Here is a 23606-nt window from a genome sequence, read left to right on the forward strand (position 1 = left end):
GTTGTCCCTTTGACGGAGATTTGAAGCAGCGGACGTTCGGCGTCCACGGCAGGCTCCCGGCGTGGCGGGGTCCTCGCATACGATGGCCGTTGCTCAGTCAAGTCAAATGGAAACCGACCGTCCCAGGCCCGACCGGCAAGGAGACCAACCCCCGTGTCCGTCCTCTCGAAGATCATGCGTGCAGGCGAAGGCAAGATCCTGCGCAAGCTGCACCGCATCGCGGACCAGGTCAACTCCATCGAAGAGGACTTCGTCGACCTCTCCGACGCCGAGCTGCGGGCCCTCACCGATGAGTACAAGCAGCGCTACGCAGACGGTGAGAGCCTGGACGACCTGTTGCCCGAGGCCTTCGCCACCGTTCGCGAGGCCGCCAAGCGTGCTCTCGGCCAGCGCCACTACGACGTCCAGATCATGGGCGGCGCGGCCCTCCACCTCGGCTACGTGGCCGAGATGAAGACCGGCGAGGGCAAGACGCTCGTCGGCACGCTGCCCGCTTATCTGAACGCGCTGTCCGGCCAGGGTGTCCACCTGATCACGGTGAACGACTATCTGGCCGAGCGTGACTCGGAGATGATGGGCCGTGTCCACAAGTTCCTGGGCCTGGACGTTGGCTGCATCCTCGCCAACATGACGCCGGCCCAGCGTCGCGAGCAGTACGCGTGCGACATCACGTACGGCACGAACAACGAGTTCGGCTTCGACTACCTGCGCGACAACATGGCGTGGTCCAAGGACGAACTCGTCCAGCGCGGCCACAACTTCGCCATCGTCGACGAGGTCGACTCCATCCTCGTCGACGAGGCCCGTACGCCGCTGATCATCTCCGGCCCGGCCGACCAGGCCACCAAGTGGTACGGCGACTTCGCCAAGCTGGTCACGCGCCTGAAGAAGGGCGAGGCGGGCAACCAGCTCAAGGGCCTGGAGGAGACCGGCGACTACGACGTCGACGAGAAGAAGCGCACGGTCGCCATCCACGAAGCGGGCGTCGCCAAGGTCGAGGACTGGCTGGGCATCGACAACCTCTACGAGTCGGTCAACACGCCGCTGGTGGGCTACCTGAACAACGCCATCAAGGCCAAGGAGCTCTTCAAGAAGGACAAGGACTACGTCGTCATCGACGGCGAGGTCATGATCGTCGACGAGCACACCGGCCGTATCCTCGCCGGCCGCCGCTACAACGAGGGCATGCACCAGGCGATCGAGGCGAAGGAAGGGGTGGACATCAAGGACGAGAACCAGACGCTCGCCACGATCACCCTGCAGAACTTCTTCCGCCTCTACAAGCGCCACGACCACGAGGGCAAGGAACAGCCCGGTCTGTGCGGCATGACCGGTACGGCGATGACCGAGGCCGCCGAGTTCCACCAGATCTACAAGCTCGGCGTGGTCCCGATCCCGACGAACAGGCCGATGGTCCGCATGGACCAGTCGGACCTGATCTACCGCACCGAGGTCGCCAAGTTCGAGGCGGTCGTCGACGACATCGTCGAGAAGCACGAGAAGGGCCAGCCGATCCTCGTCGGTACGACGTCGGTCGAGAAGTCCGAGTACCTGTCGCAGCAGCTGTCCAAGCGCGGCGTCCAGCACGAGGTGCTGAACGCCAAGCAGCACGACCGTGAGGCGATCATCGTCGCCCAGGCCGGCCGCAAGGGCGCCGTCACCGTCGCCACCAACATGGCCGGCCGTGGTACGGACATCAAGCTCGGCGGCAACCCCGAGGACCTCGCCGAGGCGGAGCTGCGCCAGCGCGGCCTCGACCCCGAGGAGCACATCGAGGAGTGGGCCGCGGCCCTGCCCGCCGCCCTGGAGAAGGCCGAGCAGGCGGTCAAGGCGGAGTTCGAGGAGGTCAAGGACCTCGGCGGTCTCTACGTCCTCGGCACCGAGCGGCACGAGTCGCGCCGCATCGACAACCAGCTGCGCGGTCGTTCCGGCCGTCAGGGCGACCCGGGCGAGTCCCGCTTCTACCTCTCGCTCGGTGACGACCTGATGCGCCTGTTCAAGGCCCAGATGGTCGAGCGCGTGATGTCGATGGCGAACGTCCCGGACGACGTGCCGATCGAGAACAAGATGGTCACGCGCGCGATCGCGTCCGCCCAGTCGCAGGTCGAACAGCAGAACTTCGAGACCCGTAAGAACGTCCTGAAGTACGACGAGGTCCTCAACCGCCAGCGTGAGGTCATCTACGGCGAGCGCCGCCGCGTCCTGGAGGGCGAGGACCTGCACGAGCAGGTGCAGCACTTCACGGACGACACGATCGACGCGTACGTCGGCGCGGAGACCGCCGAGGGCTTCGCCGAGGAGTGGGACCTGGAGCGGCTGTGGGGCGCCTTCAAGCAGCTCTACCCGGTGAAGGTGACCGTCGAGGAGCTGGAGGAGGCGGCCGGTGACCGTGCGGGGCTGACCGCCGAGTTCATCTCCGAGTCCATCAAGGACGACATCCACGAGCAGTACGCGGCGCGGGAGGCGCAGCTCGGCTCCGAGATCATGCGTGAGCTGGAGCGCCGGGTCGTGCTGTCGGTCCTGGACCGCAAGTGGCGCGAGCACCTCTACGAGATGGATTACCTCCAGGAGGGCATCGGCCTGCGCGCGATGGCGCAGAAGGACCCGCTGGTCGAATACCAGCGTGAGGGCTTCGACATGTTCACCGCCATGATGGAGGGCATCAAGGAGGAGTCCGTCGGCTACCTGTTCAACCTGGAGGTCCAGGTCGAGCAGCAGGTCGAGGAGGTCCCGGTCGAGGACACCAAGCCGGTGGCCGACCTGGAGAAGAAGGACGCGGTGCCGGCGCAGGCGGGCGCGCGTCCCGAGATCCGTGCCAAGGGCCTGGAGGCCCCGCGCCGCCCGGACCGGCTGCACTACACGGCGCCCAAGGTGGACGGCGAGGGCGACATCGTCGAGGGCGACTTCGACAACGGCGACGAGCCGGTGCGCTCGGAGGCCGACGGCCTCACGCGTGCGGAGCGGCGCAAGCAGGCGCGTGGTGGTCGGCGCCGCAAGAAGTGACGTGACGGTGGCTGTGACGCCGTAGCAGCCAGGAAGGGCCGGGTTCCTTGGGGAACCCGGCCCTTCGGCTTGCTCGGCCCGCCTGCGGCCCGTTGTGGGGGCGGTGGCGGTCAGTCGTCGTCCAGGCGCGGCCTGCGTGGGCCGCCCAGTTCCACAGCCGTGCAGCGCCAGCGGAGGTCTCCGCCCAGTTCCAGGCGGAATGCCATGGCGCGCAGCTGGTCTCCGGCGCCGATGCGGGCGAAGGCCTCGATGGCGCCCGGGCGGGGTTCGAAGTAGCCGATGTCGCGGACGACGGGGCGGGTGCCGCGGGTGCGCAGGAGGCCGCCCTCCGCGAGCCGGGCGAGTTCGTCGTAGGCGCGGCCGACGGTGTGGCGGAGCATCCAGTGGACGGGGCGCTGGCCGCTCAGCACGAGGAGCAGGCGGTCGGCGAAGACGTCGGTGGGGCGGGGTTGCGGGACGGCGGGCCTGTCGAGGGTGCTGGTTTCGTCCGCCGGGATACGCCAGGTGCGCAGCGTGGGGGCTGTGGCAGTCGCTGGGCGGGTGTCCTTGGGCCTGGTGCGCGGGAGTGTTCCCGTGGCGCCTGACGTACCCGGTGGGCGGCCTCCTGGGGATGCCGTACGGGGCGTGCCGCCGCTCGGGGTGCGGGGTGGGCTGCCGGCGGGGCGGCGGGTGTCGCGGCGGGTCGGTGGGCGGGTGCCGGGGCGGTGCTGTGCCCTGGTCATGACCTTGTGCATGGAGTCCCCGTTCGGTGAACCCGGATTGATACCGGTCGGTAACTTCGTGGTTGGTGATCTTGTATGGGGTCGCGGGTGCCGGCGGCAAGGAAGCGGGGACTCGGGCCGGGCCGCCGGAATCTTCACTTATCCGGGTGATCGAGGGCCGTGGAAGCCTGTACTGGCAAGGGCGCACCGGGTGAGTTCGTGGACCGGGGTGGACGCCCGCCGGGGTGCTGGACGGGGCTCGAAAGGGGACGCCCCGGGTATCGCCCGCACGTATCCTGAAGCCCCTCCGGAGGTGCGGGGATCGCCCCCGCTCCGGGCCCTGCAGAGCCTTACGAGTGCTCCGAGTACGAAGGAAGCGGTCAGCAATGCGCGTCTACGTCCCCTTGACACTCCCCGGTCTCGCCGAGGCGCACAAGGCGGGCGAGCTGGAGGCCGAGTCGCTCGTCGCGTACGCCGTCACGCCCGCGCTGCGCGAGTGGTACCTCTCCGACGACATCGAGGAGCTGGAGTACGCCGCGCTCAACCGGGCCGCGCTGGCCTCGCTGCGGCTGCTGGCGGCGGACGCCGGGGCGGCGCGGCGCCGGGTCGTGGTCGCCGTCGACGTGCCCGACGCGGCGGCCGTCGCCGACCCGGACCGGGGGCTGGACCCGGCGGCGCTGGGTGAGGTGCGGATCGCCGGGGGCGTGGCGTTGGCCAAGGCGGCCGCCGTGCACGTCGACTCGGACGACGCGGAGACGGACGTGGCGGCGGCCGCGGAGGCGCTGGCGGCGGCGGACGGCGGGGACGACGACGCGCAGTTCGTCGTGGACGGGGCCGAGGATCATGAGCTGCTGTGGTTCGCCACCCAGGAGATCCCAAATCTGGTAGGCCTGGTCGACTGACCCGGCGCTGCCCTCGCTGACCTGCTGCTTGACCCGCCGTTCTCTTGATTGTCAGTGAGGGCGGGTACGGTTTTCGGCATGGGGAAGCTAGTAGGGGCGCACATCGTCTGGGACTGGAACGGGACGCTGTTCCACGACAATGACGCGATCATCGGGGCGACGAACGCGGCGTTCGGCGAGCTGGGGCTTGAGCCGATCACGATGGAGCAGTACCGGGCGCTGTACTGCGTGCCGGTGCCGAAGTTCTATGAGCGGCTGCTCGGCCGGCTGCCGACCGACGCCGAGTGGGAGGTCATGGACGAGACCTTCCACCGGTACTACACCGAGCACCGGGTGACGTGCGGGCTCACCACGGGCGTGGCGGAGCTGCTCGTGGAGTGGGGGTCGGCGGGGCGCAGCCAGTCGATCCTGAGCATGTACGTGCATGACGAACTCGTCCCGCTGGTGCGGGGGTTCGGGATCGAGGAGCACTTCATACGCGTCGACGGGCGGACCGGGCCGTCCGGGGGCAGCAAGGCCGAACACATGGTGCGGCACATCAAGGCGCTCGCGAGCGTGGATCCCGCACGCACGGTCGTGATCGGTGACGCGGCGGACGACGCTGTGGCGGCGCTCCACGTGGGGGCTCGGGCCGTGCTCTACACCGGGGGGTCGCACAGCCGGGCGAGCCTCGAAGTGGCCGGGGTGCCGGTCGTCGACTCGCTCGTGGAGGCGGTCGCGGAGGCGGAGCGGCTGGCCGCGTGAGCGTAGGCGCCCACCAGGGGCGCGGCGCCCCGGTGGCACGCCGCGCCGGTGCTCGCTGGAGCATGGGCCCGGGAGTGGGCCTGGGTCAGGTCACCGGTGCCTTCGCTCGCAGCACCTTCAGGAACTCGCGCATCCAGCTGGAGTGGTCCGGCCAGGCGCGCGAGGAGACCAGGGTGCCGTCGACCACGGCCTCCGCGTCCTGGAAGGTGGCGCCGGCTGCCTGCATGTCCAGTTCCAGGGCGGGATAGGCCGTGACGCGGCGCCCGTGGAGGCTGTCGATCGCCGCGGTGAGCAGGGGGCCGTGGCAGATCTGGGCGACCGGCTTGTCGGAGTCGAAGAACGACTTGAGGATCTTGCGGAGCTCGGGGTCGTTGCGGAGGTACTCGGGGGCCCGGCCGCCCGGGATGACGACGGCGGCGTAGTCGCCGGGGTCGACCTCGGAGAAGGCGAGATCGGCGGGCCAGGTGTAGCCGGGTTTCTCGGTGTAGGTGTCGAAGCCGGGTTCGAAGTCGTGGACGACGAACTGGAGCTTCTTGCGGGTGGGGGCGGCGATGTGGACGTCGTAGCCCTCTTCGCGGAGGCGCTGGTAGGGGTAGAGGACCTCCAGTGACTCTGCGGCGTCGCCGGTGACGATGAGGATTTTCGCTGTCATGTCGGGTGCGCTCCTCTTTATGGCCGGGGGCTGCGTCTCCGCCGGGCCTTAGGGGCAACGTGCCTCCGGGCGGGGCGCTTGCCAAGGGGGCGTGCGCGGCCCGGCTGGGTGAGGTGCCGCCACGGCCGGACGGGCCGCCCGGAGGTACGGGCCGCCCGGAGGCACCGGCCGTCCGGCGGCACGACGCCTGCACGCCCGGTGGGTCGCGGACAGGCAAGCCGCAGTAAGCGCCATTGTCGGCGGCTGTTTTCGGACACCGGCCGCCTCCGGATGGCCTGCTTCCGTTCTCGGAACCCGGCCCCGGTCGTCGTCACAGTCCCTCACCCCAGGCTCCCCCTGTGCACCCCACCCCGCCAGTTACGCCCTCCCCGCCCCGTTTGCCCCTGTGCAGAACGTCAAAGTTCCACCCCTGGTTTTGTACACATACGGCTCATGACGGGCCCCCTGTAAGGAGCGATAGCCTTAGTGGCGTGATCAGCGCGATAGCTCGCGGGGGCAGTGTTGCCCCTGCCCTGCGCCCGGAGAGCACGGACTACATCCGTGACCGGGCGGCGGTCGCTGGTCTCCGCGGGCGGGAGGGGGGCGTAAGGGCTCCCGGGACGTCATGCACACCCCGGGCCCGGACGTCGCAGAGAGCAGCGTCACACCCCTTGGGCAGCTCAAGATTGGCTCATATAGCCCCGCTCATCTCACCTCGCGGCATAGCGTCGAAGCAGACCGGACACCCCGCGTCGCGGCGTTACACCGGAGGGGAAGAGACCGTACTTCCTTCTACGTCACGCAACGGCGCGCGACAGGAGCCAGAGGACAATGCAGACCAAGCTGGACGAAGCCAAGGCCGAGCTGCTCGAGAGGGCCGCTCGGGTAGCTGAGAACAGCCCGGTCGGGGGGCACCTACCGACTGGGACGACGGACGAGAGCAGCCCCGGCACCCCGGACCACGACACCGTGCTCACGTTCCTCCAGCGCTACTACCTGCACACAGCCCCGGAGGACCTCAGCGACCGCGACCCGGTCGACATCTTCGGAGCCGCTTTCTCGCACTACCGGCTGGCCGAGAACCGCCCCCAGGGCACGGCCAACGTGCGGGTTCACACACCCACCGTGGAAGAGAACGGGTGGACCTGCAGCCACTCCGTCGTCGAAGTCGTCACCGATGACATGCCCTTCCTGGTCGATTCGGTGACCAACGAGCTGACTCGGCAGGGCCGGGGGATCCATGTGGTCATCCACCCCCAGGTCTTCGTCCGCCGCGACGTCACCGGCAAGCTCATCGAGGTGCTCACCGCGCCGCCCACCGGCGACGTGCCGCACGACACGCACACCGAGTCCTGGATCCACGTCGAGATCGACCGTGAGACCGACCGCGGCGACCTGAAGCAGATCACCGCCGACCTGCTGCGCGTCCTGTCCGACGTCCGCGAGTCCGTCGAGGACTGGAGCAAGATGCGGGACCTGGCCCTGCGGATGGCCGACGAGCTGCCGAAGGAGCCCCACTCCGATCTGCGTGATCAGGAATTCGAGGAGGCCCGCGAGCTGCTGCGCTGGCTGGCCGACGACCACTTCACCTTCCTCGGCTACCGCGAGTACGAGCTGCGCGAGGACGACTCGCTGGCCGCCGTGCCGGGCACCGGCCTCGGCATCCTGCGCGCCGACCCGCAGCACTCCGAGACCGACAGCCACCCCGTCAGCCCCTCCTTCGAGCGGCTGCCCGCCGACGCCCGTGCCAAGGCCCGCGAGCACAAGCTCCTCATCCTCACGAAGGCCAACAGCCGGGCGACCGTGCACCGGCCGTCGTACCTCGACTACGTCGGCGTGAAGAAGTTCGACGCAAACGGCGAGGTCGTCGGTGAGCGCCGCTTCCTGGGCCTGTTCTCCTCCGCCGCCTACACCGAGTCCGTCCGCCGTGTGCCCGTCGTCCGGCGCAAGGTCGACGACGTGCTGCGGGTCGCCGGGTTCTCGCCCAACAGCCACGACGGGCGCGACCTGCTGCAGATCCTGGAGACGTACCCGCGCGACGAGCTCTTCCAGACCCCGGTCCCCGAGCTCCAGCGCATCGCCACCTCCGTCCTCTACCTGCAGGAGCGCCGCCGGCTGCGGCTGTACCTGCGGCAGGACGAGTACGGCCGCTACTACTCGGCCCTCGTCTACCTCCCGCGCGACCGCTACACCACCGGCGTACGCCTGCGGATCATCGACATCCTGAAGGAGGAGCTCGGCGGTACCAGCGTCGACTTCACCGCCTGGAACACCGAGTCGATCCTCTCCCGGCTGCACTTCGTCGTCCGGGTCCCGCAGGGCACCGAGCTGCCGGAGCTCAGCGACAGCGACAAGGAGCGCATCGAGGCGCGTCTCGTCGAGGCCGCGCGCTCCTGGGCGGACGGCTTCGCCGACGCGCTCAACGCCGAACTCGGCGAGGAGCACGCCGCCGAGCTGCTGCGCCGCTACTCCACCGCCTTCCCCGAGGGCTACAAGGCCGACCACAGCCCGCGCTCCGCGGTCTCGGACCTCGTCCACATCGAACAGCTCACCGAGGAGAACAACTTCTCGCTGAGCCTGTACGAGCCGGTCGGCGCGGCCCCCGAGGAGCGCCGGTTCAAGATCTACCGCAAGGGCCCGGCCGTCTCCCTGTCCGCTGTCCTGCCCGTTCTCAGCCGGCTCGGCGTCGAGGTCGTGGACGAGCGGCCGTACGAACTGCGCTGCTCCGACCGCAGCGTCGCCTGGATCTACGACTTCGGTCTGCGCCTGCCCAAGTCGGTGGGCGGCGGTGCCGGTGACTACCTCGGTGACGACGCGCGTGAGCGCTTCTCGGAGGCCTTCGCCGCCACCTGGACCGGCAAGTCGGAGAACGACGGCTTCAACGCCCTCGTCCTGAGCGCCGGGCTGACCTGGCGGCAGGCGATGGTGCTGCGGGCGTACGCCAAGTACCTGCGGCAGGCGGGCTCCACCTTCTCGCAGGACTACATGGAGGACACCCTCCGCAACAACGTCCACACCACCCGGCTGCTCGTCTCCCTGTTCGAGGCGCGGATGTCGCCGGACCGCCAGCGCGCGGGACGCGAGATCGTGGACGCGCTGCTCGAAGAGGTCGACGCGGCGCTCGACCAGGTGGCGAGCCTCGACGAGGACCGGATCCTGCGGTCCTTCCTCACCGTCATCAAGGCGACGCTGCGGACGAACTTCTTCCAGGAGGCGGCGGGCGGCACGCACCACGACTACGTCTCCATGAAGTTCGACCCGCAGGCCATCCCCGACCTGCCCGCGCCGCGACCGGCGTACGAGATCTGGGTCTACTCGCCGCGCGTCGAGGGCGTGCACCTGCGCTTCGGCAAGGTCGCGCGCGGTGGCCTGCGCTGGTCCGACCGGCGTGAGGACTTCCGCACCGAGATCCTCGGCCTGGTCAAGGCGCAGATGGTGAAGAACACCGTCATCGTGCCGGTCGGCGCCAAGGGCGGCTTCGTCGCCAAGCAGCTGCCGGACCCGAGCGTGGACCGGGACGCGTGGCTGGCGGAGGGGGTCGCGAGCTACAAGACCTTCATCTCGGCGCTGCTCGACATCACCGACAACATGGTCGCCGGCGAGGTCGTGCCCCCGGCGGACGTCGTCCGGCATGACGAGGACGACACCTACCTCGTCGTCGCCGCCGACAAGGGCACCGCGACCTTCTCCGACATCGCCAACGGGGTCGCCGAGCAGTACAACTTCTGGCTCGGCGACGCCTTCGCCTCCGGCGGCTCGGCCGGCTACGACCACAAGGGCATGGGCATCACCGCCCGCGGTGCCTGGGAGTCCGTCAAGCGGCACTTCCGTGAGCTGGGCGTGGACACGCAGAGCGAGGACTTCACGGTCGTCGGCATCGGCGACATGTCCGGTGACGTGTTCGGTAACGGCATGCTGCTCAGCGAGCACATCCGTCTGGTCGCCGCCTTCGACCACCGGCACATCTTCATCGACCCGAACCCGGACTCGGCCACCTCCTACGCCGAGCGCCGCCGCGTCTTCGGGCTGCCGCGCTCCAGCTGGGAGGACTACAACACCGAGCTGCTCTCGGCCGGCGGCGGCATCTTCCCCCGCAGCGCCAAGGCGATCCCGGTCAACGCGCAGATCCGCGACGCCCTCGGCATCGAGGGCAAGGTCGCCAAGATGACCCCGGCCGACCTGATGAAGGCCATCCTCCAGTCGCCGGTGGACCTGCTGTGGAACGGCGGCATCGGTACGTACGTCAAGGCCTCCACCGAGACCCACGCGGACGTCGGCGACAAGGCCAACGACGCCATCCGCGTCGACGGCGCCGACCTGCGCGTCAAGGTCGTCGGCGAGGGCGGCAACCTCGGCCTGACCCAGCTCGGCCGGATCGAGTTCGCGCGGAACGGCGGCCGGATCAACACCGACGCCATCGACAACAGCGCGGGCGTGGACACCTCCGACCACGAGGTGAACATCAAGATCCTGCTCAACAGCCTGGTCAGCGACGGCGACATGACCGTCAAGCAGCGCAACAAGCTGCTCGCCGAGATGACCGACGAGGTCGGCCACCTGGTCCTGCGCAACAACTACGCGCAGAACACGGCGATCGCCAACGCCCTCGAACAGTCCAGCGCCATGCTCCACGCCCAGCAGCGCTTCATGAAGCACATGGTCAGGGAGGGGCACTTGGACAGGGCGCTGGAGTTCCTGCCCACCGACCGCCAGATCCGCGAACGCCTCGGCACCGGCCACGGCCTGACCGGCCCGGAGACGGCCGTCCTGATGGCGTACACGAAGATCACCGTCGCCGAGGAGCTGCTGCACACCACGCTGCCGGACGACCCGTACCTGAGCACCCTGCTGCACGCGTACTTCCCGACCGCGCTGCGCGAGCAGTTCCCGGCCAACCTCGTCAGCCACCCGCTGCGCCGTGAGATCACCACGACCGTGCTGGTCAACGACACGGTCAACACGGGCGGTACGACGTATCTGCACCGGCTGCGCGAGGAGACCGGGGCCTCCCTGGAAGAGATCGTCCGGGCGCAGACCGTGGCCCGCGCGATCTTCCGCTCGGGGACCGTGTGGGATGCGGTCGAGGCGCTCGACAACAAGGTCGAGGCCGCCGTCCAGACCCGGATCCGGCTGCACTCACGCCGACTCGTCGAGCGCGGCACGCGCTGGCTGCTCAACAACCGGCCGCAGCCGCTGGAGCTCGCCGACACGATCGACTTCTTCAGTGACCGCGTCGAGCAGGTGTGGTCGCAGCTGCCGAAGCTGCTCAGGGGCGCGGACCTGGAGTGGTACCAGCAGATCTACGACGAGCTGACCGGTATCGGCGTCCCGGCCGAACTGGCCACGCGGGTATCCGGGTTCTCCTCGGCCTTCCCGACGCTGGACATCGTCTCGGTGGCCGACCGCCTCGGCAAGGACCCGATGGACGTCGCCGAGGTGTACTACGACCTCGCCGACCGGCTCCGTATCACCCAGCTCATGGACCGCATCATCGAGCTGCCCCGCGCGGACCGCTGGCAGTCCATGGCCCGCGCCTCCATCCGTGAGGACCTCTACGCCGCCCATGCGGCCCTGACCTCGGACATCCTGGCGGCCGGCAACGGCACCGCGACGCCCGAGCAGCGCTTCAAGTCGTGGGAGCAGAAGAACGCGGCGATTCTGGGACGGGCGCGGACGACGCTGGAGGAGATCCAGGGGTCGGAGGCGTTCGATCTGGCCAACCTGTCGGTGGCCATGCGGACGATGCGGACGCTGCTGCGGCAGCACTCGTAGCCGTACGGATTCGTCGTACGTAGCTCGTACGTGGGTCAGGGCGCCCCGGACTGTGACAGTCCGGGGCGCTCGCGCATTTCGGGCATAACGGGAATTACAGTGCTGGCGTGAGCACGATGCGGGGCGCGCTGCGGAGACCTTCGGTCGTTGCGCAGGTCGGCGCCGTGCTGGTGGTCGTGCTGCTTGTGCTGGTCGTCGTCCGGCTTCCGTGGGCCGGGGACCTCGGTATGCACGCGGCGACCGTGCAACGTCTGCGGCACGACCTGGTCGACCCCGGCAATCCGCTCGTCGACGCGGACACGCCGAGTCCGTACTACTCGCCCTGGATGCTGGTGCTCGGGTGTGTCGCCCGGGTGACCGGCTTCTCCGTCTTCGTCGTGCTGCGGATCGGTGCGGTGGTCGGGCTCGGGCTGTTCGTCAGCGGTGTGTGGCGGTACGTGCGGACGCTGAGCGTGCATCCGGCTGCGCCCGCGCTGTCCTTGTTGTGTCTGGTGTTCCTGTGGGGGACGTCGCTGTTCACCTGGAGCGGTTTCCTCGGGCTGAACTCGCTGGCGTTGACGGTGTCGTATCCGAGTGTGTTCGCGTTGGGGCTGGCATTTCACTTCTGGGCGTGGCTCGCGGGGGCGGTGCGGGCGGCCGGGTCGGCGCGGGCGGGCTGGGCGCGGGAGTGGGGGCTGTGGGCCGGGCTCGGTGTGCTGTGGGCGGTGATTCTGCTGTGCCATCAGTTCTCGGGGGTGGTGGCCTCGCTGGGGGCGCTGGCCACGGTGGTCGCCGCGCGGGTGGGGCGTGGGGTGTGGGCGCGGCTGGGGGCGGGGGTGCTGGTGGGGCTGGGGGTTCTGTGGGTGTGGCCGTACTACGACTTCTTCGCGTTGTCCGGGGCGGGGGCCGATCTGGAGGCGGTGCATCGGGGGTTGTACCGGGATCTGGTGGGGCGGTACTGGCTGGTGTCGGTGGGGGTGGTGGCGCTCGGCGTGCGGTGGTGGCGGGACCGGCGGGATCCGTTGGTGCTGTTCTTCGCGCTGGGGGTGGTGGTTGTGGGGCTGGGTGGGGTGAGTGGGCACTACTCGTGGGGGCGGGCTGTGCCGGCGGTGGTGATTCCCGCGCAGACCGCCGCGGCGGTGGGGGTCGTGGAGGTGTGGGGGCGTCGGCCGTGGTGGCGTGGGGTGGGGGTGGGGGTGCTCGGCGGGGCGTTGGCCGTGGGGGCCTGGACGCAGGTCGGGACTGTCGGGTACGTCGTTCCGCGGGGTGTGTTGCCGGGGGTGGTTGCGGCGAAGTACCGGGTGCCTTGGGTGGGGTACCACTGGGTCACGCCGTGGGTTGCGTACGGGGACGTGGTGATGGCGCGGACGTTCGCTGCGCGGCAGATTCCGGCGTACGGGGCGTACACCGTGGCGCCTGGGTATCCCGACTTCTTTCTGCCGGATGAGGCGCGGCGGGGGGAGGCTGTGCGGCGGTACTTCGCGGTCGGGGCGTCGGAGGGGGTTCGGCGGGGGATCGTGCGGGCGTATGGGGTGCGGTGGGTTGTGGATCAGGGGGGTGGCGGTGGGGTGGGCTCCGGGGTGCGGGTGGTGGCCCCGGGGCCGGGCGGGCAGGTGCTGTATGAGGTGGTGCGGTGAGGGGTTGCGGGTTTCCTCGTCCTCGAACTCCCCCAGAGGGGGCACCCCCAGACGGGCTGGATACCTGGGCCGGCGCCGGTGAGTGACCCAAGATCGCCCTACCGCAACGCGCTCCTCAACAAGCGTGCCGCCCTTCTCACCCTCGGTCGGGCCGCGCGGCGGGCCAGGGGGTGGAGGAGCCTTGCCGTTACGCCCACCGGCTGCCAGCGGATCTGGAGTCGGCCGGCGCCTCGGCCCTCCGGCTCGATCGTCACTTGGTGTGGTGCCGCGCCTGTGCGGTACGGGATGCGGGTGGTCAGGGTGGGGAAGTCCAGGGGGGCCAGGAGTACGGCGGAGTGGGCCTGGCCCTGGTGTTCGATGCGGAGCAAGGGGTGGCGGACGCCGGCGAAGCCGTGGTGGGGGACCGGGGCCATGGCGAGGTCGAGGTGGACGTGGCCCTCGTAGATGCCGGGGCGGACCGGGGTGAGGCGGAAGGGGACCTTGAGGCGGTGTCGGCCGGGGGCGAGGAGGAGGCCGGCGCGGTGGGGGCCGACCGGGAGGCGCAGGCCGGGGTCGTAGGTGCGGATGGTGAGGTCGATCGAGGCGCCGGGGCCGCGGGTGAGCTCGGTGATCTCGTGGCGGAACTGGGCGCTGCGGAAGGGACGCGTGTCCAGTTCGAGGTCGGTGACGTCCAGTTCACGGCGGGACCAGTCGGTTGTGGGGACGGTCTCGCCCCAGTACGTGTGGCCCTTCCCGTCCGGTGTCACCTGCCGCGGCGCTACTGCGTGGCCCAGGCCGCGCGCCGCCGACCCGGCCTCCTGGAAGCGGCGTTCGCGGACCAGCTGCAGGACCACGCGTTCCGTACGGGGCAGGCGGGCGTACGCCGTGGGGGACAGGGTCTCCAGGTAGGGGGTCATGATGTCCGCGAAAGAGGTCAGCCACTGTTCGTCGCGGTACGGCAGGTCCCCGGCGTACATCCGGAAGTCGTGCTTGAGGAACTTGTAGTCCTTGTCGTCGCGCAGCCCCGTGTGCCCGCTCTCGGCGAGGAAGTCGTCGATGAGGCGCTGGACGCGGACGCGGTCGCGGACGTTGGCGAGCCGGTCGCGCTGGTTGGAGATCGATGCCGCGTCGGTGGCCGCGTAGGGCGCGACGTGCCAGTGGTACACCGGCTCCGGGACGATCGTGAACTCCTTGGCCAGGCAGTACGCCTGCGCCGAGAACAGCTGGTCCTCGTAGTGGATGCCCTCGGGGAAGCGGAGGTCGTGGCGGTCCAGGAAGGCACGGGCGTACATCTTGCTCGTCGACAGGTGCTCGAAGAGCAGCCGGGGTTCGGACTCGATGCCGATGACCGTGCGCCGCTCGGCGACCAGGTGCGGCATCCACTTCGTACGGCGGCCGCTGTCGTCGCGGATCCGCACGACCGCGCCCATCGCGAAGTCGATCTCCCGCTCGCGGTGGGCGGACAGGAGCAACTCCACCGCGTCGTCGCTCAGTTCGTCGTCGCTGTCCAGGAACATCACGTACGGCGCTCGCGCGATCTGAAGGGCGCGGTTGCGCGGGGCGCTGCAGCCGCCGCTGTTCTCGGGCAGGCGGAGGTGGCGGACGCGGGGGTCCTGGGCCGCCAAGTGCTGTGCCACCTGCGGGGTTTCATCCGTCGAGTGATCGTCGCTGATGATGATCTCGATGTTGGCGTGGGTCTGGCGGCGTACCGACGCCACGGCGCGGGGGAGGCGCTCGGCGTCGTTGTAGACGATGACCGTGACGGTGACGTCCGGGGCCGTGACGTCGGGGAGCGTGACGTCCAGGGGCGTGGCGTCCGGCGTCATACCGACTCCCTCGGGCTCGGTGCCGGTGTGCGTTCCTCCAGCGGACGTACCGGCGGCAGGGCGTCCTCGCTCTCGCCCAGGAACACCCGGCGTACGACGCGTTCGGCGGCGCGTCCGTCGTCGTACTCGCAGAAGCGGTGGCGGAAGGCGGTCCGCGCCTTCGTCGCGCCCTCGTCGCGCCAGGCCGAGGTGGTGAGGATCTCGGTCAGTTCCTGCTGGGTGCGGGCCACTTGGCCGGGCGGCTCGGCCATCAGGTCGAAGTAGACCCCGCGGGTGGAGCGGTAGGTCTCCCAGTCGTCGGCGTGGACGACGATCGGGCGGTCGAGGTTGGCGTAGTCGAACATGATGGACGAGTAGTCCGTGACCAGCGCGTCCGCGGCCAGGGCCAGGTCCTCGACCGGGTCGTAGGCGGAGACGTCGATGACCCGGCCCGTGCGGCGCAGGGCGGTCAGCGGGGACGGGGTGCCGTCGTAGAAGTAGTGGCCGCGGACCAGCAGGACCGTGTCATTGCCGAGTTGCTCGGCGAGGGTGGCGAGGTCCAGGCGGGGCGTCCAGCCGGCCTCGTAGTCGCGGTGGGTGGGGGCGTAGAGGATCGCGCGGTGGGTCGGGGGGATGCCCAGGCGGTCGCGGATCGTGCGGATGTCGGCCGCGGTGGCGGTGTAGTAGACGTCGTTGCGCGGATAGCCGTGGTCGAGGGAGACGAAGCGGGAGGGGTACGCGCGCTCCCACATGCGGGTGGAGTGGCTGTTCGCGGAGACGCTGAAATCCCACCGGTCGATACGGGACAGCAGGGCCTGGAAGTCCATGCCCTTGGCTGCCGCCGGGAACTCCATCTGGTCCACGCCCATGCGCTTGAGCGGGGTGCCGTGGTGGGTCTGGAGGTGGATCGCGTCCGGGCGTTTCACGACCGAGTTGGGGAAGTTGACGTTGTTGACCAGGTACTTCGCCGTGGCCAGCACTTCGCGGTAGCGGCGGGTGCCGGGGAGCACGTGGTCGGTGTGGGGTGGGAGGAGGGGCGCGTTGTCGGGTGTCACCACCCACACCGGGTGGATCTGCGGGGCCAGTTCGGTGAGCTTGGCCGCGATCGCCGCCGGGTTGCAGGCCACTCCGCGGTTCCAGTACGCCGCGAAGACGGCCAGGTTGGGGTTGACCGGGCGGGACAGGGACCTGCGGTAGTGGTGGTCGCCGAGGGCGGCGGAGACCTGGCGTGCGCGGGCTCCCACGGCCGACTTGGCGGCCCGGCGGGTGCGGTTGGCGGCCTGGAAGGCGCGGTACCTGGTGTACGCGTTCTCCTCCAGGAGGGCGCGTCGGATGCCCTCGGGGCCGGCGGGGCGGCGGTATCCGGGCGGGCGCTGCCGGACGGCGGCTTCGGCGGCGCGGCGGAAGAACCGTCTCGCCACGGCGTCCGGCATGGGGGTGCGGGCGAAGGTGCGCAGACAGTCCCGGATCATCACGTCGTACAGGACGGCGTGCGTGGTGAGGCTTGCGTGGCCTGCGGGCACCGCGCGGACCGCGGCGCCGGTGGCGAGGGTGAGGAGGGCTTCGTAGCGGTCGACGAGGGCGTCGTGCTGCTCGGGGGTGACCGGGGGGAGGCTCTCGGGGCGCAGCTCGTGGTGCTCGTACGCCACCTGGTTCAGGGCGGCGACGTGGTCGGCGAGGAGGAGGGTGGCGTAGGCGGCGTACGGCTCGTCGGGGGTGGTGAGTCGGGGCTCGTGCGCCTGCCAGAAGGGGGTGCGCAGCGCGCGGTTGCCCAGCAGCGGGGTGATGCGGAGCGCGCTGCGGGCGATGTCGTCGAGGGGGTGGGCGGCGCGGCCCGCGCGGGCCAGGCGCGGGCCGTCGGAGGAGGGCAGGCCGGACGTCTCCCAGGTGGAGCGGACGTGGTCGAAGAGGAGGACGTCCACCTCGTCCGGCACCTGCGCGACCCGCTCGGCGACCGTGCGCGGGGCGCCGGCGGGCAGGCCGTCCTTCGCGTGCACGAAGTGCAGCCAGCGGCCGGAGGCCCGGGCCGCCCCGGCCGAGCGGGCCGCGGCGTCGTCCGTTCCGTCCGGCAGCGGCAGTACCAGCATCTCGGGGGCGTACGTCCGGGCCGTCTCCTGGGCCCACGGCCCGACCGCGGCAACGATCACCTCGACGTCGGGGTGCGGGTGCGCGGCCAGGGAGGCGAGGAGTCCGGTCAGACGGTCCTGGGTGTTCGGCCCGTGGACGATGACGCTGAGCTCGGGCATCGCGGGGACTCCTTCACCGTCATCATCGCGCCGGGCGCACCCTGTCCCCCCGTCCGGCCATAGTGGCATCAACGGGGTGAAAGGGTGCGGCCGAGTTGCGCCTCACGAGGGAAGAGAGGCGGGTGCCGGCTTGGGCTTCGGTGCCGGCTTGGGCGCCTTGTCGCCCGTGAACGCCTCGTACTCCTTCAGAACGTCGTCCGTCGGCCCGTCCATCCGCAGCTCGCCGCGCTCCAGCCACAGCACGCGGTCGCACGTGTCCCGGATCGACTTGTTGTTGTGGCTGACCAGGAACACGGTGCCCGCGTGCTTGCGCAGCTCGCGGATCCTGGCCTCGGAGCGCTTCTGGAAGGAGCGGTCGCCGGTGGCGAGGGCCTCGTCGATCAGCAGCACGTCGTGGTCCTTGGCGGCGGCGATGGAGAAGCGCAGGCGGGCCGCCATGCCGGAGGAGTACGTGCGCATCGGGAGGGTGATGAAGTCGCCCTTCTCGTTGATGCCGGAGAAGTCGACGATCTCCTGGTAGCGCTGCTTGACCTGTTCGCGGGACATGCCCATCGCGAGGCCGCCGAGGTGGACGTTGCGCTCGCCGGTGAGGTCGTTCATCAGGGCCGCGTTCACGCCGAGGAGGGAGGGCTGGCCGTCGGTGTAGATACGGCCGTTCTCGACCGGGAGGAGACCGGCGACCGCCTTCAGCAGGGTCGACTTGCCGGAGCCGTTGGTGCCGATGAGCCCGATCGCCTCGCCCCGGTACGCCACGAAGGAGACCTTCTTGACGGCGTGCACCTTGCGCACGCCCGATGCCTTCTCGGTCTGCCTGCGGCGCAGGATGCGGTTGAGGGCGGCGGTGGCGGAGCCGCGGCCGGCGCCGGTGCCGTTGACGCGGTAGACGATGTCGACGCCGTCCGCGATGACGGTGGGGACCTGCTGGGCCGGCAGGATCTGCTCTTGTGCGAGCTGTGCGTGGTCAGCCACGGCCGTAGGTCTCCTCAGCCTTCCAGAAGTAGATGAAGCCGCCGACGCCGGCGAGCAGCGCCCAGCCCGTCGCGATCGCCCACACGTGCGGCGGGAGCTGGCTCCCGTGGAAGCTGTCGATCAGCGCGAAGCGCATCAGGTCGATGTAGACGGCCGCGGGGTTGGCCTGCAGGGCCGCGGTCAGCCAGGACGGCCAGTCGGTGTGCTTGGCCATCATGTGGCTGATGCTGAACATCACGCCCGACGCGTACATCCAGGTGCGCAGCACGAACGGCATCAGCTGGGCGATGTCCGGTGTGCTCGCGCCCATCCGGGCCATGACCATCGCGACGCCCGTGTTGAAGACGGACTGCAGCAGCAGCGCCGGGACCACCAGTATCCAGGAGGCGGCGACCGGGATGCCGAAGAAGAGCAGGATCACGACCAGGGCGGCCATCGAGAACAGCAGCTGCTGGAGCTGCTGCAGCGCGAAGGAGACCGGCAGCGCGGCCCGCGGGAAGTGCAGGGCCCGTACGAGCCCCAGGTTGCCGGAGATCGCGCGGGTGCCCGCCATGATCGAGCTCTGCGTGAACGTCCACACGAACACCCCCGTCACCAGGAACGGGATGTAGTCCGGCACCCCCCGGCTCGTGCCCAGCAGCTTGCCGAAGATGAGGTAGTACACCGCCGCGTTCAGCAACGGCGTCATCACCTGCCACAGCTGGCCGAGCTTCGCCTGGCTGTACTGCGCCGTGAGCTTGGCGGTGGAGAAGGCGCCGATGAAGTGCCGGCGCGCCCACAGCCGCCCGACGTACTCGCGCAGGGAGGGGCGGGCCCCGCTGACCGAGAGGCCGTGCCGGGCGGCAAGGGCCGCGAGGTCGGCTTCGTAGGGCGGGGCGGGGGCCGTGGGGGGCGGTGTGTGGAGGGCCTGGGTCACATCCGCTGCTTTCACTCGGGGGGAGGAGGGTGCGGGGTGGGTGCGGGGCGGGTTCTTACGCTTCTCTTCACGAATTCTTACGTCGGGACGGGACCGTATCGTCGCAACGTGAGCGTAGGTCTTCAGGACGTCGGAACGCAACCGTTTCGTCGCAACGCCCTATGCTGTCCGGCATGACGACGAACGCCGACCAGCCCGAGACGAGTCCGCGCCGCCGGACCCCCGCCGGGGCGGCCGTGCTCCGCGAGGACGTGACGGAGGCCATCCGGGCGGCCGTCTTCGAGGAACTGGCGGCGGTCGGCTATGCGCGGATGTCGATCGAGGGCATCGCGCGCCGCGCGGGCGTCGGCAAGACCGCGGTGTACCGGCGCTGGCGTTCCAAGCTGCACCTGGTGCTCGACGTGGTGTCGGCGGTGGCGGTCATGGGGCTGCCGACGCCGAACACGGGCTCCCTGGAGGGGGACCTGCGGATGCTGTACGAGGTCACCTCGCGCGCGTTGCGTCACCCCGTCGTGTCGCAGATCATCCCCGACCTCCAGGCCGAGGCGGCCCGCAACCCCGAGATCGCCGAGGCGCTGCAGAAGGCGCTGGAGCAGGGGCAGGAGGGGGTCGCCAGCAAGATCCTGACCGGGGCGGAGCGGCGTGGCGAGGTGCGGGCGGGCATCGACAACGAGCTCGCGCTCGACCTGATCTCGGGCCCGCTGTACTGGCGGATGGTCGTGGCCCGCAGCCCGAAGCTGCCCAAGGGCCACCTGGAAGCGCTGGCCCGGGCCACCACGGAGGCGCTCAAGGCGTTGTGAGTAGGCTGCGCGCAGCGACCGCCGGTCGAGCGGGGCGGCGTCACCGCGGGCGCGGTGACCGGAGCAGAGGCGGAACTGCCGTGAGAGTCGTGATCGCCGAGGACAACGCCCTGCTGCGCGAGGGCCTCGTCCTCCTCCTGACGTCGGCCGGACACGACGTCGTGGCCGCCGCCACCACGGGCCCCGAGATCCTGCCCGCACTGCGGCAGCACCGCCCCGACGCCGCCGTGCTCGACGTGCGGATGCCCCCGGACTTCCGCGACGAGGGTCTGCGCGCCGCGCTCACCGCACGCAAGGAGTTGCCCGGGCTGCCGGTCCTGGTTCTCTCCCAGTACGTCGAGGAGTCGTACGCCGCCGAACTGCTCGCCGGCGGTGCGAGCGGCCTCGGCTATCTGCTGAAGGACCGGGTCGGCCGGGTGGACGAGTTCCTCGACGCGCTGGAGCGGGTCGCGGCCGGCGGCACCGCCCTGGACCCCGAGGTCGTCACGGAACTCCTGGCCCGGCGCCGCGACTCCCCGCTCGACTCCCTCACCCCGCGCGAGCGCGAGGTCCTGGCCCTCATGGCGGAGGGCCACGACAACGCGACCATCGCCGAGGTCATGGTCGTCACGGAACGCGCCGTCCACAAACACATCGGCAACGTCTTCCTCAAGCTGGGCCTGCCGCAGAGCGACAGCGGCCATCGCAGGGTGCTTGCGGTGCTGACGTACCTGAACAACTCGTAGGCAGCCGGGCGCAGCAGGGTGCCGAAGCGTCCCCGCGCCCCCGAATCACCTCAGCGCCGCCCCCGGATGCAGCCGGATCCACCCCTCCCAGGCCGACGCGATCATGTCCTGTACGTCGTGCTTGGACTTCCAGTCCAGTTCGGTCGCGATGCGGTCGGCGGAGGCGACGACGCGGGCCGGGTCGCCGGGGCGGCGGGGGGTCACGGTCGGGGGGCGGTCGTAGCCGGTGACGGCGTTGACCAGGTCGATCATCTCGCGGACCGAGACGCCCTCTCCGCGGCCGATGTTGAGGGTGAGGGAGTGACCGGGGGAGGACTGCAGGGCCCGCGCCGCGGCGACGTGGGCCTCGGCCAGGTCGACGACGTGGATGTAGTCACGGATGCACGTGCCGTCGGGGGTCGGGTAGTCGTCGCCGAAGATGCGCGGGGGCGCGTTCTCCGTGAGCTTCTCGAAGACCATGGGGATGAGGTTGAAGACGCCGGTGTCGGCGAGTTCGGGGGTGGCCGCGCCCGCCACGTTGAAGTAGCGCAGCGACGCCGTGGACAGGCCTGTCGCTCGGCCGGTGGCCCGGACCAGCCACTCGCCGGCCAGCTTGGTCTCGCCGTAGGGCGACATCGGCGCACACGGCGTCTCCTCCGTCACCAGGTCCACGTCCGGCATGCCGTACACGGCCGCGGAGGAGGAGAAGACGAAGGACCGTACGTTCGCCGCCGTCACGGCCTGCAGCAGGACGCGCAGGCCCTCGACGTTCTCCCGGTAGTAGTGCAGGGGGAGGTCGACGGACTCGCCGACCTGCTTCTTCGCCGCGAGGTGGACGACACCGGTGATGCGGTGGGCCGCGATGGCGCGGGCGACGCGCTCGCCGTCCAGGGTCGAGCCGACGACCAGCGGGACGTTGTCCGGCACGCGGTCGGCGATGCCGGTGGACAGGTCGTCGTACACCACGGCGCGTTCGCCCGCTTCGGTCATCGCCCGTACGACGTGCGCTCCGATGTAACCGGCGCCGCCGGTGATCAGCCAGGTCATGTGCGGCCGTTCCCCTCGTCAGTGGGCCTTGTGGTCGTCCGTGGTCTGCACTACTGCTGCACTACTGGTCTGTCTCAAGTGTGCGTGTGCCAGTGAAGCAGGCGGCGGAGTCTGCTGCGGACCACGGACATGACTCCCCGTGAACCGGGAGCCACGCGCAGTGCCAGCGCTCCGGAGTGTGTGACGTACGGCTGTACGAGTACTACGGCGTGACCAGCTCCGACCACCGCGCGTCGGCGCAGCGGACCGGCGCTCGTGAGGGCGTGCGCCGTGACCTCGCGATACGCGCCGCCCTGGAAGCGCACGCGCAGGCGGAGATCCCAGGTGCGGGACGCGCTGGACGGCCCGTACGGCCCGGGTACTCCGGAGAACGCGGCCCAGTGGACCGTCGTCCTGGCCGACCAGACGCCGTCGGGCGAGGGCGAGGACGTGAGCGCCACCCTCGTACGCGGCCCCGCCGCCCGCCCCGTCTCCCGGCACCGCCACTCCACCTCCAGCGCCTCGGGCCCTGCCTGCGCCACCCTGCCGTACAGCTCGTGCAGGCGGAGCCGGAGGAGGGCGCTGCGCGCGCGAGGGTGCAGTTCCGCGTCGACGGCGAGGGGGAGGAGGCGGACGGGGCGGGTGAGCAGGGCGTCCAGGGTGGGTTCGGGGAGGTCGGCCGACCAGAGGGGGGTGCCGTCGCAGGCGTGGGCGTAGGGCGGCAGGAGGCGGGCGGGCCGGGCGGCCAGGTCCCTGAGGCGGGGCAGGTCGCGGGGCTCGGGGGAGGCGAGGACGACGCGGCCGATGAGGCGGCCGGGCGCGGTGGGGTTGTGGGCCCAGTCGGACGCGTCGTACTCCGCGAGGTACGCCCGCGTGTGCGCCCACCAGGCGCGCTGGTAGTGGGCGTCGTGCAACCCCAACTCGCGCGCGTATATCCGCACCTCGTGGTCCAGGAACTTGGCGCGTGCCGCGCGTGCCAGCTCCTTCTGCCCGGCGCCCAGCAGGATGTCGTACGCCAGCCGGCTCGCCTCCGTGCGCGCCCGCCAGTTGGCGATGTCGGCGCGGTCCAGGGAGATGGACAGCCGGTCGGCAGAGCGGCGCACGTGCCAGATGTACACCCGGTCGGGGACGAGGGCGATGCGCGGCCGGGCGGCGAGCACGCGCGCGGTGAAGACGAAGTCCTCGTAGTGGAAGCGCCCTTCGGGGAAGCGGATGCCGTGCTCGCGCAGGAAGTCCGTGCGGTACAGCTTGTTGACGCAGAGCGTGTCGTGGACCAGGCGCGGGCGCTGTGCCGGGCGCTCGAACACGGCGTGCGAGGCGTAGAGGGGCGCCTGCCATGGCACCTCGCGCCGGCCGGGCAGCTCCCGCCGCACACACAGGCCGCTCGCCACCTCCGCGCACGCCCCCGTCGCCGCCGTGAGCAGCGCGTCCACCGCCCCCGGCGGAAGGACGTCGTCACTGTCCAGGAACATCACATAGGGCGAGGTCACCCGGTCGAGCCCGGTGTTGCGCGGACTGCCGCAGCCGCCGCTGTTGACCCGGCGCCGGACCACTGTCACGCGCGGTTCGGTCGCGGCGAGACGGGTGAGCGCCTCGACGCTGTGGTCCGTCGAACAGTCGTCGACGGCGACGACCTCACGGACGGCGGGGCCCTGCGCCAGCGCCGAGCGGACGGCGGTCGTCACGTGTACGGCGTCGTTGTAGCCGATGACGACGACGCCGACCCGAGGGGCGCGGCCCGGTTCGCTGTGGTTCATTACCGCGAGATCGTATGCCGGGTGAGTGGCATATC

The 23606-nt window shown here is 70.5% G+C and carries 15 protein-coding genes; 7 read left to right on the top strand and 8 right to left on the bottom strand.

Annotated features, from left to right (window positions below):
* The first annotated feature begins 153 nt into the window (after nt 1-153).
* The gene (gene secA / locus OHO27_RS25205; protein ID WP_328427255.1) at nt 154-3003 is read left to right on the top strand and encodes a preprotein translocase subunit SecA; all 2850 of its coding nucleotides are present in this window, start codon (nt 154-156) and stop codon (nt 3001-3003) included.
* Between the two features lie 110 nt (nt 3004-3113).
* On the opposite strand, the gene OHO27_RS25210 is transcribed toward secA, so the two are convergent.
* Nucleotides 3114-3737: an Rv3235 family protein gene (locus OHO27_RS25210; RefSeq protein WP_328427256.1), complete on the bottom strand. Its 624-nt coding sequence runs from the start codon at nt 3735-3737 to the stop codon at nt 3114-3116.
* Nucleotides 3738-4090: 353 nt separating this feature from the next.
* Between OHO27_RS25210 and OHO27_RS25215 the strand changes: the two genes are divergently transcribed.
* Both OHO27_RS25215 and OHO27_RS25220 read left to right on the top strand, forming a co-directional pair.
* A complete protein-coding gene (locus tag OHO27_RS25215; RefSeq protein ID WP_328427257.1) occupies nt 4091-4606 on the top strand; it encodes a DUF6912 family protein in 516 nt (171 codons plus the stop codon).
* 78 nt (nt 4607-4684) lie between these two features.
* Nucleotides 4685-5350 (top strand): HAD family hydrolase, encoded by a 666-nt coding sequence (locus OHO27_RS25220; RefSeq protein WP_328427258.1) that lies wholly within the window; start codon nt 4685-4687, stop codon nt 5348-5350.
* Nucleotides 5351-5435: 85 nt separating this feature from the next.
* On the opposite strand, the gene OHO27_RS25225 is transcribed toward OHO27_RS25220, so the two are convergent.
* Nucleotides 5436-6002 carry a DJ-1/PfpI family protein gene (locus OHO27_RS25225; RefSeq protein ID WP_328427259.1) on the bottom strand — a complete coding sequence of 189 codons (567 nt, stop codon included), beginning with the start codon at nt 6000-6002 and terminating at the stop codon, nt 5436-5438.
* Nucleotides 6003-6812: 810 nt separating this feature from the next.
* Here OHO27_RS25225 and OHO27_RS25230 point away from each other — a divergent pair.
* Both OHO27_RS25230 and OHO27_RS25235 read left to right on the top strand, forming a co-directional pair.
* Entirely contained in the window at nt 6813-11753 is a 4941-nt protein-coding gene (locus OHO27_RS25230; RefSeq protein WP_328427260.1) for an NAD-glutamate dehydrogenase, read from the top strand.
* 116 nt (nt 11754-11869) lie between these two features.
* The gene (locus OHO27_RS25235; RefSeq protein ID WP_328430541.1) at nt 11870-13369 is read left to right on the top strand and encodes a hypothetical protein; all 1500 of its coding nucleotides are present in this window, start codon (nt 11870-11872) and stop codon (nt 13367-13369) included.
* Between the two features lie 98 nt (nt 13370-13467).
* Here the strand turns inward: OHO27_RS25235 and OHO27_RS25240 are convergent, their stop codons facing one another.
* The 4 genes from OHO27_RS25240 to OHO27_RS25255 form a co-directional block, all read right to left on the bottom strand.
* Nucleotides 13468-15174 carry a glycosyltransferase family 2 protein gene (locus tag OHO27_RS25240; RefSeq protein ID WP_328427261.1) on the bottom strand — a complete coding sequence of 569 codons (1707 nt, stop codon included), beginning with the start codon at nt 15172-15174 and terminating at the stop codon, nt 13468-13470.
* Nucleotides 15171-17399 (bottom strand): CDP-glycerol glycerophosphotransferase family protein, encoded by a 2229-nt coding sequence (locus OHO27_RS25245; RefSeq protein WP_328427262.1) that lies wholly within the window; start codon nt 17397-17399, stop codon nt 15171-15173. The genes OHO27_RS25240 and OHO27_RS25245 overlap by 4 nt, the downstream gene beginning before the upstream one ends.
* A gap of 102 nt (nt 17400-17501) precedes the next feature.
* Nucleotides 17502-18368, bottom strand: a complete 867-nt coding sequence (locus tag OHO27_RS25250) for an ABC transporter ATP-binding protein (protein ID WP_328427263.1) — start codon at nt 18366-18368, stop codon at nt 17502-17504.
* The gene (locus OHO27_RS25255; protein WP_328427264.1) at nt 18361-19284 is read right to left on the bottom strand and encodes an ABC transporter permease; all 924 of its coding nucleotides are present in this window, start codon (nt 19282-19284) and stop codon (nt 18361-18363) included. The genes OHO27_RS25250 and OHO27_RS25255 overlap by 8 nt, the downstream gene beginning before the upstream one ends.
* A gap of 161 nt (nt 19285-19445) precedes the next feature.
* Between OHO27_RS25255 and OHO27_RS25260 the strand changes: the two genes are divergently transcribed.
* Both OHO27_RS25260 and OHO27_RS25265 read left to right on the top strand, forming a co-directional pair.
* Nucleotides 19446-20084: a TetR/AcrR family transcriptional regulator gene (locus OHO27_RS25260; protein WP_328427265.1), complete on the top strand. Its 639-nt coding sequence runs from the start codon at nt 19446-19448 to the stop codon at nt 20082-20084.
* A gap of 80 nt (nt 20085-20164) precedes the next feature.
* The gene (locus OHO27_RS25265) at nt 20165-20809 is read left to right on the top strand and encodes a response regulator transcription factor (protein ID WP_328427266.1); all 645 of its coding nucleotides are present in this window, start codon (nt 20165-20167) and stop codon (nt 20807-20809) included.
* A 45-nt stretch (nt 20810-20854) separates the two neighbouring features.
* Here OHO27_RS25265 and galE read toward each other — a convergent pair whose 3' ends face one another.
* On the bottom strand, nt 20855-21835 hold the full coding sequence (gene galE / locus OHO27_RS25270; RefSeq protein WP_328427267.1) for a UDP-glucose 4-epimerase GalE: 981 nt from the start codon (nt 21833-21835) through the stop codon (nt 20855-20857).
* A gap of 74 nt (nt 21836-21909) precedes the next feature.
* Nucleotides 21910-23571 (bottom strand): glycosyltransferase family A protein, encoded by a 1662-nt coding sequence (locus OHO27_RS25275; RefSeq protein WP_328427268.1) that lies wholly within the window; start codon nt 23569-23571, stop codon nt 21910-21912.
* Nucleotides 23572-23606 lie beyond the last annotated feature (35 nt).

Source organism: Streptomyces sp. NBC_00443 (assembly GCF_036014175.1).
Classification (GTDB): domain Bacteria; phylum Actinomycetota; class Actinomycetes; order Streptomycetales; family Streptomycetaceae; genus Streptomyces.